This is a genomic window from Kluyvera sp., from assembly GCF_965301105.1.
The window spans coordinates 1-13,559 of record NZ_CBDKZX010000094.1 but is presented as its reverse complement, the minus strand read 5'-3'; the positions used below and the strand labels follow the sequence as shown (position 1 = coordinate 13,559).

Annotated in this window: 9 protein-coding genes; 3 read left to right on the top strand and 6 right to left on the bottom strand. The window is 51.9% G+C overall.

The window, feature by feature from the left end; translation table 11 throughout:
* Positions 1-398: 398 nt before the first annotated feature.
* Positions 399-1,301 carry a lipid A hydroxylase LpxO gene (gene lpxO / locus ACW14G_RS20230; protein ID WP_249023070.1) on the top strand — a complete coding sequence of 301 codons (903 nt, stop codon included), beginning with the start codon at positions 399-401 and terminating at the stop codon, positions 1,299-1,301.
* 183 nt (positions 1,302-1,484) lie between these two features.
* Positions 1,485-2,114, top strand: a complete 630-nt coding sequence (locus ACW14G_RS20225) for a winged helix-turn-helix transcriptional regulator (protein WP_163449325.1) — start codon at positions 1,485-1,487, stop codon at positions 2,112-2,114.
* Between the two features lie 53 nt (positions 2,115-2,167).
* Here ACW14G_RS20225 and ACW14G_RS20220 read toward each other — a convergent pair whose 3' ends face one another.
* Complete coding sequence (locus ACW14G_RS20220) at positions 2,168-2,551, bottom strand: hypothetical protein (protein ID WP_167575515.1); 384 nt, start codon at positions 2,549-2,551, stop codon at positions 2,168-2,170.
* A gap of 254 nt (positions 2,552-2,805) precedes the next feature.
* Between ACW14G_RS20220 and ACW14G_RS20215 the strand changes: the two genes are divergently transcribed.
* Positions 2,806-4,788 carry an alkyl/aryl-sulfatase gene (locus tag ACW14G_RS20215; protein ID WP_249023071.1) on the top strand — a complete coding sequence of 661 codons (1,983 nt, stop codon included), beginning with the start codon at positions 2,806-2,808 and terminating at the stop codon, positions 4,786-4,788.
* Positions 4,789-4,847: 59 nt separating this feature from the next.
* On the opposite strand, the gene ACW14G_RS20210 is transcribed toward ACW14G_RS20215, so the two are convergent.
* The 5 genes from ACW14G_RS20210 to ACW14G_RS20190 form a co-directional block, all read right to left on the bottom strand.
* Complete coding sequence (locus tag ACW14G_RS20210) at positions 4,848-5,828, bottom strand: LacI family DNA-binding transcriptional regulator (RefSeq protein WP_223802863.1); 981 nt, start codon at positions 5,826-5,828, stop codon at positions 4,848-4,850.
* 17 nt (positions 5,829-5,845) lie between these two features.
* Positions 5,846-6,748, bottom strand: coding sequence for an ROK family protein (locus tag ACW14G_RS20205; RefSeq protein WP_163449329.1), 903 nt, complete (start codon positions 6,746-6,748; stop codon positions 5,846-5,848).
* A gap of 195 nt (positions 6,749-6,943) precedes the next feature.
* A complete protein-coding gene (locus ACW14G_RS20200) occupies positions 6,944-9,313 on the bottom strand; it encodes an autotransporter domain-containing protein (RefSeq protein ID WP_249023072.1) in 2,370 nt (789 codons plus the stop codon).
* Between the two features lie 691 nt (positions 9,314-10,004).
* Positions 10,005-11,654: a class I fumarate hydratase FumA gene (gene fumA / locus ACW14G_RS20195; protein ID WP_163449331.1), complete on the bottom strand. Its 1,650-nt coding sequence runs from the start codon at positions 11,652-11,654 to the stop codon at positions 10,005-10,007.
* Between the two features lie 56 nt (positions 11,655-11,710).
* Entirely contained in the window at positions 11,711-13,225 is a 1,515-nt protein-coding gene (locus ACW14G_RS20190) for an anion permease (protein ID WP_209438759.1), read from the bottom strand.
* Positions 13,226-13,559 lie beyond the last annotated feature (334 nt).

The window sequence follows — 13,559 nt, the reverse complement described above, 5'->3', positions numbered from 1 at the left end:
GAATTTGACTAATTATGTTTTTTCTACTAGCAATGCGAGTTTATAAAGTTCGGAAATAATGAGTAAATTCCGTGAAATTAATGAGTTGTTAACAAGTTATTGGGTGTTGTGAGTGTGTCTCAAGAAAAGATGTATCGGAAACAGGCTCCATAACGTTATTTCACAAAAGAGACTGTTAACCATGCTGTTAATTTAGTGGTGGTATTATTCTGAATCAGAAGGGATAGCTGCCGTTCGTGCTGGTGGCGCAGTCCGACATTTTTGCTCTGCTCATCGCTTTTGCCCGCTGATTTTGTTCGTGGCAGATTTTCTTTGCTAAGATTTTTGGGCTGCGGATTTTCTGATGCCGCGGTCATCGAACGAAACGTTTAAAGTAACCTATGGTCGGGTGAGCAAAGATGAAGTACATCATTCTGCTGATAATTATTATTTCCGTGCTCTATGTGCATTTCCGGGGAAAGGTGCGGTTTCGCTTCTGGCGCCAGCTTTCCGATCATTCGACGTTCACGGCACCGTTGAATGGTTTTATGTATCTTTTCTCGCGCGTCGACAATACGCCATATCTCCGCCCAGACGCATTTCCCGAGCTTGCTGTGTTACAGGAACACTGGGAAGTGATTCGTGACGAAGGGGTCCGTCTGCAAAATATGGAGAAAATTAAAGCGGCCGAAAAGTACAACGACGCTGGCTTTAACTCATTTTTTAAAACCGGATGGAAACGTTTCTACCTGAAATGGTATGAGGAGGCGCATCCGTCGGCCAGCACACTGTGCCCGAGAACCACCGAGCTGTTGCGTAGCATTCCCTCCGTAAAGGCGGCCATGTTTGCTACGCTGCCTGACGGTAGTCGCTTACCGCGTCATCGTGACCCCTATGCAGGCTCATTGCGTTTCCACCTGGGTCTGTTGACGCCCAATGACGATCGTTGCTTTATTGAGGTCGACGGCGAACGCTATAGCTGGCGTGATGGTGAAGGGGTTCTGTTTGATGAAACCTATATACACTACGCAGAAAATACAAGCGGTGAGAATCGCCTGATTTTGTTCTGCGATATTGAGCGTCCTATGCGTTACCGCTGGGCGCAAAGGGTAAACCATTGGCTGGGACGCAATTTAATGAGTGCGGCGGTAGCGCCGAATGACGTAGGCGACCGTATCGGCGGTATTAATCGTAGTTTTCGTTATATTTATCAGATTCGTATTGTGGGAAAACGGCTGAAAAAATGGAATAAGGCGGTGTACTACATCGTTAAATGGGTACTGTTTGCGGGGATCGCGGTACTTATCTGGCGAGCATTTTGAGTCGGCGACCCTGGTCGCCGTTTCCATAATGATAGGCCAGGGAATTGCTTACTTTGTTTAGATTTAAACAAAGTTGCGGTTTATCGCGGGTTCGGGATATGCGTAAATGCTTAATTGTGCAATTTTTACGGACATCCTGTTGCGCTCTATAATCGTAGGGAATGGAACTAATCAGGTATTTCTATGCATATTTTACCGCCTATCCGCCCGGAACAAAGTATCCAGCGTTTGACGGCACTGCTTGAGCCGATTGCCGAAAAAATGAAGGTTGTGCCGCGAAAGCGCATGACCTGGACATACAAAAACCAGCCCCAGCTGTACCTGTTTCAGCAAGGTGAGCTGTCAATCCTCAGGGCTTCCGACGGGCTCTTGATTGTCTCCGTTTATGACCCGCACCTGTTTGGCATTGCCGAAATGATCCAGCCCGTACGAGGCCATTTGCTGCGTGCCGAAACCGAGTCCACGATCCTGCGCGTCGATGCAAACACCGCGATGGAGATGTTTCGTCAGCACGGGGTGTGGGAAGACGTTGCCGCGCTGCTGTCTTACCACACTGCCTATCTTTTTTATCGCGATGCGCTGGTGGTTCAGCAGCGGACCTACTCGGTGATTCGTAACCATTTGCTGGATATGAGCCAACTGCCGGAAGAGATGCGCATGCGCGTATCGATTCTTGATTATATTCAGGAACGTACGCACCTGTCGCGCAGTAGCATATTAAACGTGCTATCAGCATTGAAGAGCGGCCACTATATAACGTTTAAACGTGGCGGCTATCTTATGGAACTGCATAATTTACCGGAACGCTTTTAATAAGGCGTTCCTCCTAAAGATTAAAGGCTACCGCCTCAGACGGTAGCCTTTAATCATACCTCGGTAAGTGGTCGAAGGACCTCATTGACTTGCTGTAATCCAGCCGCGTTCTGCTCCTTCAAATAGAGGTTGTTCATCAGTCGAATTTGATCAAGTTTTGATAGAGAGATATAAACCTGATGCGCCTGACTGTGCTCGTCAAATATTTCCGCCGTTTTCACATTCAGCAGATAGTCCGTCTTCAGATTCAGCGTTGTATTATCAAGAATCGATTTATTCTGCTGATAGAGTGAACTCATTGCAGCAACGTCAGCTGATGGCGAGCCATTTTGTACGACAGGAATTTGGATCGCGTCAATTTTCGTCAGCATGGCGGGAGGTTGTGAAGTGCAGCCCGCTAGCCAGAATGTCAACACCATAAGCAGCAGTTTACGCATTAGTTTTCCTGAGATAAATGAATATGCTGCTCATTATCTTTTTTCGCTGCGATATCGCGAGTGTTGATTTATCCATTTTTAAATGATGCGAAGTCTTGACGTCCAAATTTAAATTTAAATGACTTATCTTTTTCTCTGTATCTCTGCCGGTGCTAGCTTAATGCCATTGTTATTTTCGTTAGATGTCACCTGCCGCCGATTATTTATATCAATATTTTCTTTCCTGTGCGGCGAAATGTAAAAACAGAGGTTTTATGAAACTGAATAAAATGGTTGGCTGGATGGCTATTGCCGGCGTGTGCTCAACATCCCTGATTTCTCTGCCTGTTATGGCACAGGCAATGGGAAACGATGCCACGGTACAGACCAAAACGAGCAATGACGCGCTGTACAAAACCCTGCCGTTCGCCGACCAGACCGACTTTATGAATGCGCATAAAGGTTTTATTGCTCCACTGCCACAGGAGTTGATTAAAGGCGCAGCCGGCAACGTGGTATGGAATCCTCAGCAGTACAACTTCATCAAAGAGGGAGAGAAAGCACCGGATACTGTCAACCCGAGCCTGTGGCGTCAGTCTCAGCTGATCAACATCGGCGGCCTGTTTGAAGTCACCGACGGTGTCTACCAGATCCGTAACCTCGACCTCTCCAATATGACCATCATGGAAGGCAAAGAGGGGATCACGGTCATTGACCCATTAGTTTCCGCCGAAACGGCGAAAGTCGGGATGGACCTGTACTACAAAAATCGCGGTAAGAAGCCCGTTGTTGCGATTATCTATACCCACAGCCATGTGGATCACTTCGGCGGCGTACGTGGCGTGGTGGATGAAGCCGACGTGAAATCCGGCAAGGTAAAAGTTTACGCGCCCGCAGGCTTTATGCAGGAAGCCGTGTCGGAAAACATTATGGCCGGCAATGTCATGAGTCGGCGTGCCAGCTATATGTACGGCAATCTGCTGAAGCCAGGGGCCAAAGGTCAGGTGGGCGCAGGGCTGGGAACCACCACGTCCGCAGGGACCGTGACGTTAATTGAGCCGACTGATTACATTACCCACACCGGGCAAAAAGAGGTCATCGATGGCCTGACCTATGACTTTATGATGGCGCCTGGCTCGGAAGCACCTTCAGAAATGCTGTGGTATGTGGAAGAGAAGGGGATGATCGAAGCGGCGGAAGACGTGACACATACGCTACACAATACCTATTCATTGCGTGGGGCAAAAATTCGTGATCCGCTGGCGTGGTCGAAGTATGTCAATGATGTGATTGATCGCTGGGGCGGTAAGGCGAAAATTATTATCGCTCAGCACCACTGGCCGACCTGGGGCAATGAAAACGTCGTTAAGTTGATGAAAAGTCAACGCGATATGTATCGTTATATCAACGACCAGACGTTACGTTTGGCTAACCAGGGCCTGACCCGCGATGAAATTGCCGCTAACTTCAAGCTGCCGTCGGGCCTGGCAAACTCATGGGCCAGCCGCGGCTATTATGGCTCCGTGAGTCATGACGTGAAGGCGACCTACGTGTTTTACCTCGGTTGGTTTAATGGCAACCCGGCCACCCTCGACGAGCTGGCACCGACCGATGCCGCGAAGAAATATGTCGATTATATGGGCGGTGCGGATGCCATTATGCAAAAAGCGAAAGCTGACTACGCGCAGGGGCACTATCGCTGGGTGGCGCAGGTCACCAACCACATCGTCTTCGCTGATCCGAGTAACCAGGCGGCACGTAATCTGGAGGCAGATGCGCTGGAACAGCTGGGTTATCAAGCTGAGTCAGGCCCGTGGCGTAACTTCTACCTGACCGGCGCGCAGGAACTGCGTAACGGCGTGGTGAAAGGACCTACGCCAAATACGGCCAGCCCGGATACCGTCAAGGCGATGTCGCCGGAGATGTTCTTCGACTATCTGGCGGTGCATATTAACGGCGAAAAGGCGGCCAACGCAAAAGCGGTGTTTAATGTCGATCTCGGCGGCGAGGGGGGCAAATACAAGCTGGAGCTGGAAAACGGCGTGCTGAACCATAGTGCGAACGTTCAGGCCAGCAACCCGGACGCCACCATTGTGCTCAACCGCGAAACCCTCAACAAAATTATCCTGAAGCAAGAATCGCTGCAGCAGGCGGAAGCGCAGGGAGACGTACGCGTCACCGGCAATCATGCGAAGCTGGACGAGATGCTAAGCTATATGGATAAATTCGAATTCTGGTTCAATATGGTGACGCCATAAGCGTTCAGGAGAGCCCGGACGAGGCGAGAACGCTGATGCCGGGCATTGACGATAGTCCGTTACGCGCCAGAGCTGGCGCGTACCACCAGTTCTACCGGCAGCAGAACGTTGGTTTCCATTTGCCCGGACAACAATACCGCCAGCGCTTCGCGCCCCAATCGCTGCTTATCGACCGCAATGGTGGTTAACGGGGGCTGCGACCATGCCGCAGGTTCAATATCATCGAATCCTACCAATGCAATGTCTTGTGGCACGCGTAGCCCACGTTCGGCGCACACCGCTAACACCAGCAGCGCGGTGGCATCGTTGTAGGCAAAAATCGCATCCGGCGGCTCGGCGAGATCGAAAAGCTCGTGAATGGCGCGCACCAGGGATTGCTCGGTATCAAGTTGCGGTAGCGCGATGGCCTCGTACTCCGGAGGCATCAGCAGCTGAGCCTCATACAGCGCCTGGCGATAGCCTTTTTCACGCTGACGGATACTGTAGTGTGACAGCGTGCTGGCGAGAAAAGCGATGCGCTTACGCCCCAGCGACAACAAATGACGGGTGGCAAGGTAGCCGCCCTGCATATTATCGGGGTTGATGCAGGGCAGACCCGGCGACCAGAGATCGACCAGGACCAGCGGCAGCTTTAGCTGTTCCAGCAGGGCTATTAGCTCTGGCTCAAAAAAACCGGCGCAGATTAGCGCATCAGGCTGGTGAAGCATCACCTGTTCAGCCAGCGCGTCACCGGGACCGGTTGCCAGAAAACTCAAGGCGATACCCTGTTCACGACACTCGGCCTCAATGGCCAAAAACAGCGGCGAATAGAAGGGCAGCGCGCGGTTGATATTGTGTTGCCGATGGAGCAAAAACAGAACGCGTTTTATTTTATCGCTGCGCAGGCGCGAAAAATCGTAACCTTGCTGCTCGGCAGCGGCGATGATGCGCTGCCGGGTTTCCTCGCGCAGGCCGGGTTGGCCTTTCAGTGCGCGGGATACCGCACCTGGCGATACGCCGCACGCGGCGGCAATATCGCGAATTCTGACTGCTTTAGCCATCTCTCTCTCGATGTGTGTTATCGACGCTGCGCCCCAAGCCAGGCTGCGCCACGCACGCCGCTGCTGTCACCATGACGCGCCTGTACGACAGGGGTACAGCATTGCTTACCAAAGACATACTGCGCAATGCGTTCCTGCAGGCCGGTATACAGTTGTGGAATATTCGACACCCCGCCGCCAAGCACGATGGCATCCGGATCGAGGGTATTAACGATTCCCGCTAGCGCGCGCGCCACCTGGTCCTGATAGCGATCCCATAGCGCGGCAATCACCGTATTCCCCGCATTCAGCTGAGCAATAATTTCCGGTACCTTATCATGTTTACTAAATATCTGGAAATACTGCCTTTCCAGGCCGCTGCCGGAGATAAAACTCTCGATACAGTTGGTTTGCCCACAGTAGCAAACCTCGCTGGCACCGTCTTTCTCGGGGTGATAGTGGGGAAGCGCGTTGTGCCCCCATTCGCCAGCACAGGCATTTGGCCCGGTAATCAAACGGTTGTCGACACACAGACCGCCACCGCACCCGGTGCCTAAGATAACGCCGAAGACGACGTCGTAGTCTTTACCTGCGCCGTCGATGGCTTCCGATAAGGTAAAGCAGTTAGCGTCATTGGTTACGGCAACGGGCATGGCAAGCTGCTGCTCGAGGTGCTGGACAAATGGCTGCTGATTTAGCACCAGGATGTTCGAATTTTTGATTAAACCGTCGCGGCCTGCGGCGCCCGGTATTCCCAGACCTATGGAGATATTGTGTTGTGTGGCGTCGCGCGCAGCATGAATGGCGCTGATGACAGCCTGCAAGAAATCCTCATAGCGCTGTTTTGGCGTAGCGTAGCGCTGCCGATAGATGATTTCCCCCCCATCATCTAATACCACTGCCTCTATCTTTGTCCCGCCGATATCCAGTCCTAATCTCATGGTTGCTGTCCTGTTGTTGGAAACGATGGCGGAAGTGTAGAACTTTTGTTTACTATACAGAATATGTAATGCGGAAAAATGTGAGATGGAGAGGTTGGAAAGGCGACAAATTAACAGGATGAAGTGAGAGTACGTATAGTGGACAAGCTGGGAGGGTATAAAAAAGGCCCTGAAGAGTCAGGGCCTGAAGAGTGATTAGAAGTGGTAACTTACGCCTGCCTGGACGCTGGCATCGTTATCCACATCGCCGGTACCGAAGTACACGCCGGTATTCAGAGAGAAATCTTTACCGATGGTGGTATTAATCCCTGCGCCGAAGATACCCATGGTGGCGTTATGACCGTTGGTGTTGTGATAGTCCGCCGCTTTGATATCGGTGTTATCGCTAAACTCGGTTTGATAGCGCGCATCCAGCCATGGATACAGCTCAACGTTTTTATTGAGATCCGCCAGTTTGGTGGTCACCCGCATACCAATGCCGGTGTTCCATTCCGATACCTGGCTGTCGCCAAAGGTGATGGCCTGGTCAGAGAAGCCGTCTTCCTGCGCTTTATCCCAGCCGAGGGTTGCGTAAGGCTGGATAACGGTTTCACCAGGCAGTACGACGTTAACGCCCGCCCGCGCTTGGGTGGTGTACAGATTGCCGTCGGAAGACCCGTCCAGTGCCTGGGTCATGCCGGTCGTGGCGTTGCTAACGTTGTTGGCTGAAGTGGAATAGCGCATATCGCCATAGCTGAAGCTGCCGTCAACGAACATGCCCCACAGATTGTCATGCAGCGACTGTTGCCAGCCACCGTACACGCTGTAGTAGTTACCATAGACGCTGTCGTTAAAGTTGTTGCTACCGCCGTTGGTGCTGCGGTCACGGCTGCGGGTCCAGCCCAGTGCGATACCGCCGGTCAGGCTGTCGCCATTGTTCAGATGCGTGGTCCAGTCCACACCGCCCTGTACACCCTGAGTAATATCTTTATAGTCAACGTCATCGCTGTAATCGCCGTTCTGGTAGAGGAAATCACCCCAGACCTGCGCACCATCAACGCCGTGGCCGAACAGATTCTGCAAGTGTACCTGGGTCAGGCGGTTCGCCAGATCGTCGGTGATCATGCGGCCGGCTTGTTTGGCGGCATCCAGACCGGCGATCATGCCCTGCACGTCGCTGGCGAGGTCGCCGCGAGAGCTGCTGAACATGACGTTGTACACGGTATCGTTGTTGGCTTGCAGCAGCCCGTTGGACACCGTGCTCGGCTGCGCTTGCTGCGTCAGGCTGTTGTTGTAGTTGTAAGCCCCGTTGCGGCTCTCAACCTGCTGTGCGCCGTTGCTGAAGGCGACGGAGACGGCATTCGATGGGTTGCTGGCGCTGGTGGTATAGGTAGCAATCGCCAGATTCTGCTGGTTTGCGGTGCTCATCGAGGTGTTGCTGACCACCAGATTGCTGTTCGCTGTCGCGCCAACGGTGCCTAAGTTCACCAGGCTGTCGGAAGACATATTGACCTGTACGTTACTACCGGTGGTGTTGGTTACAAACAGCGTAGAACCGGATTGGATATTCCAGGTGGTGTTATCTTCAATGGTATCAACGGTCAGGCTGTTATTACCTGCGGTGTTGACGGTTTCGAACTGAGCGATAGACCCATCAACGGAGCTCCCCGCATCCAGGGAAAGCGTATCGGCGCCCGTACCGCCGTCGACAGTGCCAGTCACATGTGAATTATTCGCTAATGTGATGGAATCATTACCCGTGCCGGTGGTGATATTGCCATTGACCGTCGCATTGTTCAGTGCGACAGCGGTGTTGCCTTCATTCGTCGCATTAATGTTGCCGGTTAATGTGCTGTCGCTCATTGATACAGTTGCGGCGCTGTGATCGGCGAGGATGATATCGCCAGTAACGTTGCTGTTTCCGCTCAGGTTTAGGCTTGCAGTGGAACTGCTGCCGGTGCCTACCATGGCAATATCACCGGTAACTTTACTATTGCTCAGCGCAACGCTTGAAGCCTGAGTGCCGGATACGCCCATGGCGATGGTGCTACCGTTCAGCAGATTATCAATGGTGGACGCATTGCTATTGCCAGAGATATTATCTTCAAAATATTTTAAAAGCGTTTTGTCTGTCGGTTCGCTGGCCGAGCCAACGACAGTACTATTCTCCAGAGTAATGGTATTATTGCCGCCATTACTCATAGCATAAATGGCTCCCGTTGAACCATTTGTACCGCCGATCGAGCTGTCGGACATCGAGATATTATTATCCCCGCCCGTGACAGCATACACAGAGCCCATTAGCGAGCTGCCATTTTTGATGCTGATATTATTGGTACCAGCGTTAGATCCGGAGTCGACAAAGAGTGCCGCGCCGTCCATGTAAGCTTTGTTACCCTGGGCTGGTTTGTAACCATATGCCGTGCTGTCGTCTTCGCCGTTTAAGGTCGAGTTATTAATTGCCAGGTTAACGTTTGTAGAATCGCCGCTGGTATTATTACCAGCTTCAATCATATCGGTGGTGGCATTATTCAGAGTGATATTTTTGGTGCCAATATAACCACCTTGAATATATGTTCCGGACATATCGGTACCATTTACCGTTAAGGACTGCGTATCTCCGGCTGTCTGATCCCACAGGTATATCGCGTTGCTATTCTGGGCGTCACTCATAATGGCAGAGCCATTATTGTTTACAAAAATCAATGAGGTACCGTTTGGTCCTGTGCTGGTTTTATCCTGAAAGCCACAGGTCGTTGTTGATGTACCGGTGCAGGGATCGGTTTGGTCAGCGAGCGCAGAACCTGAGATAGCCGAAAGAGACAGAAGAATGCACTGGGAAAGCAGTGTCAATCGAGCTGTATGACGCATTTTAAAAGTCCTTCATATTGTTTTGTGATAATGACGGACAGAGTATTATTTGAATTAACGATTTTATTAATTCGATAAATGTAATGTTATGTATTGAGTAGGTTGTTATTTTTAATGTTTATTCTTCAGGTGAATAGGACGTTAGCCCTAATCCTATATTTACTCAATGAATGTATTTGATCAATAAATGAGCGCAATCGCGTATTCTGGTCGAATTTCCTGAGGTTTAATTATAAATAAATCATGGCTTGCGTCTAATTGACGTTAATTGATAAATGCATTACGTTTCGTTTTTAGATGTATTGTACGGAATTGAAATATTTTCTTACCGCCATAAAAAAAGCTAGCATTGAATAAATGCTAGCTTGATATCAGAAAAAGATATTAATCAAGGCAGAGCGATAGATTATCGCTGCGCACACCCGGCGCACTGCTTGTTCTGAATCTGCTGGAAGAAATCATTCCCTTTATCATCCACCAGAATAAACGCCGGGAAGTTCTCTACCTCAATTTTCCAGATGGCCTCCATACCCAGTTCCGGGTAGGCCACGCATTCCAGGCTCTTGATGCTGGTTTGCGCTAACACGGCGGCCGGGCCGCCGATGCTGCCAAGGTAGAAACCCCCGTGCTTATGACAGGCGTCAGTTACCTGCTGGCTACGGTTACCTTTCGCCAGCATCACCATGCTGGCACCGTGAGACTGCAGCAGGTCAACATAGGAGTCCATACGGCCTGCGGTGGTTGGGCCTAAGGAACCGGATGCATAACCTTCTGGCGTTTTTGCCGGGCCGGCGTAGTAAACAGGATGGTCTTTGACGTATTGCGGCAGCGGTTCACCGTTATCCAGAAGCTCTTTGAGTTTCGCGTGCGCAATGTCACGGGCCACGATAATGGTGCCGTTCAGCGACAGACGGGTAGAGACCGGGTGAGCGGACAACTGGGCCAGAATATCGCTCATCGGCTGGTTGAGGTTGATGCTGACCGCATCGCCTTCACCCTGCTGACGCAGCGCCTCGGGAATATACTGCGCGGGATTGTGCTCCAGTTTTTCAATCCAGATACCGTCACGGTTGATTTTAGCCTTAATGTTACGGTCGGCAGAGCAGGAGACACCCATCCCAATCGGACATGATGCGCCGTGACGCGGTAGGCGGATTACGCGGATATCATGGGCGAAATATTTACCGCCAAATTGCGCGCCAAGACCGAGGTTACGCGCTTCTTCCATAAGCTCCTGTTCCAGCTTCACGTCGCGGAACGCCTGGCCGTGTTCGTTACCTTCGGTCGGCAGACCGTCGTAGTAGCGAGTGGAGGCCAGCTTGACGGTTTTCAGCGTTGATTCTGCCGACGTCCCGCCGATAACAAATGCAATGTGATACGGCGGGCAGGCTGCTGTCCCCAGCGTACGCATCTTCTCAACCAGGTAATTTTTCAGCTTCGCCGGGGTGATCAGCGCCTTGGTTTCCTGATACAGATACGTTTTGTTCGCGGAACCGCCGCCTTTGGCGATACACAGGAATTTATATTCGTCGCCATCCACGCTGTAGAGGTCAATCTGTGCCGGCAGGTTAGTGCCGGTATTCACTTCTTTATACATGTCCAGCGCGGCATTCTGCGAATAGCGCAGGTTGTCGGAGATATAGGTGTTATACACGCCCTGAGACAGCGCGGCTTCATCGCCACCCCCGGTCCATACGCGCTGGCCCTTTTTCCCCATGATGATCGCGGTGCCGGTGTCCTGGCAGGTCGGCAGCACGCCTTTCGCGGCGATGTCGGAGTTACGCAGGAACTGCAACGCCACGTATTTATCGTTTTCACTGGCTTCCGGGTCGCTGAGAATGGCAGCAACCTGCTGCTGATGAGAAGGGCGCAGCATAAAAGCCGCATCGTGGAACGCCTGCTGGGCCAACAGCGTTAACGCTTCTGGCTCAACCTTGAGAACATCCTGACCGTCAAACTGGGCAACGGAGACGTGTTCACGGCTCAGCAGATAGTATTCGGTATCGTCATGAGACAGTGGGAAGGGGTCCTGGTAGACAAACGGTTTGTTCGACATAGCTCTTCACTCCATAAAAATAAAACCGCCGGAGGTTGCCCGCCGACGGTTATGAATCAGAACATCATAGACATCCACGGGTAGCCGATGACCAGCAGGGCGACCAGGAAGATGCCGCCAAAGATGGTGCCAAGGCGCCAGTAGTCTTTGGTTGGCAGATAGCCGCTGCCGTAGTAAATCGGGCTTGGGCCGGTGCCGTATGGGGTGATGATCCCCATGATCCCCAGCGAGGTCACCATCAGCAGCACGAACACTTCCATATTCATACCCGGAATGGTCGAGGCAATGGTGAGCATTGCTGGCAGTAGCGCAGTGGTGTGCGCGGTGGTGCTGGCAAACAGGTAGTGCAGCAGATAGAACGCCAGCAGCAGTACGATGGTCGCTACGCCCGGCGAGATACCGCTCATCAGCATACCGCCTTCTTTACCCAGCCAGCCGATAAAACCGGTGGAAGAGAGGCCGTCGGCCAGCGCCACAAGGGTGGCGAACCACACGAAGGTGTTCCATGCGGCTTTGTTGCCGGTAATGTCGTTCCACTCCAGCACGCCGGTCCACAGCATCAGGCCGATGATCAGCAGGGCAGCCATTGCCGGTTCAATCCACGCCGCGGCGAAGATCCACATCATCAGCGCGCAGCAGACAAACACCAGCAACAGAATTTCATTGCGAGACAGTTTACCCAGTTTCTCCAGCTCACGAGCGGCCCACAGCGGCACCTCATCGTTCACCTTCACTTCCGGTGGGTAGAACCAGTAGGCCAGCAGCGGCATGGTGAGGATAAGCAGCACGCCGAGCGGCAGGAAGGCGATAAACCAGGTACCCCAGGAAATGTTGATACCGACAATGCTTTTCACCAGCGCCAGCGCCAACAGGTTAGGGGCGAGGGCTGAGAGGAACATCGAGCTGGTTATACAAGCGGCGGTGATAGCCACCCACATCAGGTATGAGCCGATTTTGCGAGCGCTCGGATCGTTCGGTTTGGAGCCATACAGCGGCGGCAGGTTGGCAATAATCGGGTAGATGGTCCCGCCGCTGCGCGCGGTGTTAGAGGGAGTAAACGGCGCCAGAAGCAGGTCCGCCAGCGTGATGGCATAGCCAAGCGTCAGGCTGCGGCGGCCCAGATATTTCACCAGAATCAGCGCCAGTCGGCGGCCAAAGCGGGTCTTATCGTAGCCGGCGGCAAACATAAAGGCGCCAAAGATCAGCCACACGGTAGAGTTACCAAAACCGCTGACCGCCCATTTAAAGGACGCACCCGCCAGATGGAATTTATCGGCAGCCATCTGTTCCGGGCTAAACAGCACCCATTGGCTGCACAGCGCGATGGCGACGACGCCAGTCAGGCCAATCACGGCGCCCGGCAGCGGTTCGAAGATAAGACCAACGATCACGCCGACGAAGATAGCAAAGTAGTGCCAGGCATAAGGAGGAAGCCCGTCAGGAACCGGGACGAAAAGTAACAGCACGGCCACGATAATGGGCAGGGCCATCATCACAAGACGGTTTTTCTTGCCGTCTTTCGGTTTACTCACCGGCGTCGGCGAGTGCGATGTCGCAGATTTCTCGTTCATATTACGCTTCTATAAGTAGTTAATAATTCGATTCGCAAAAACTGCCGGCTGCTTTTTTTAGTTTTTTTACTTTATTTATGTTTCAAAAGTACTGCGGGCAATTTCGAGTATAGGTAATTAACGCTATTTTATTTAGCGCCAATCTGAAAAATTCTTATATTCATATAATGCGCTTTTAAAGGCTATTGCAATTGATCGCGATCAAAAAAAGACAATCATGGTGTTATTTTTATGCTGCGATGAATAACCCTATTAGATTATAGGTTATTAGCGACTCATGAAGACGGTGAAAATTATATATTGAGTGTTTTTAATGCCTTAGTTAATTATCATG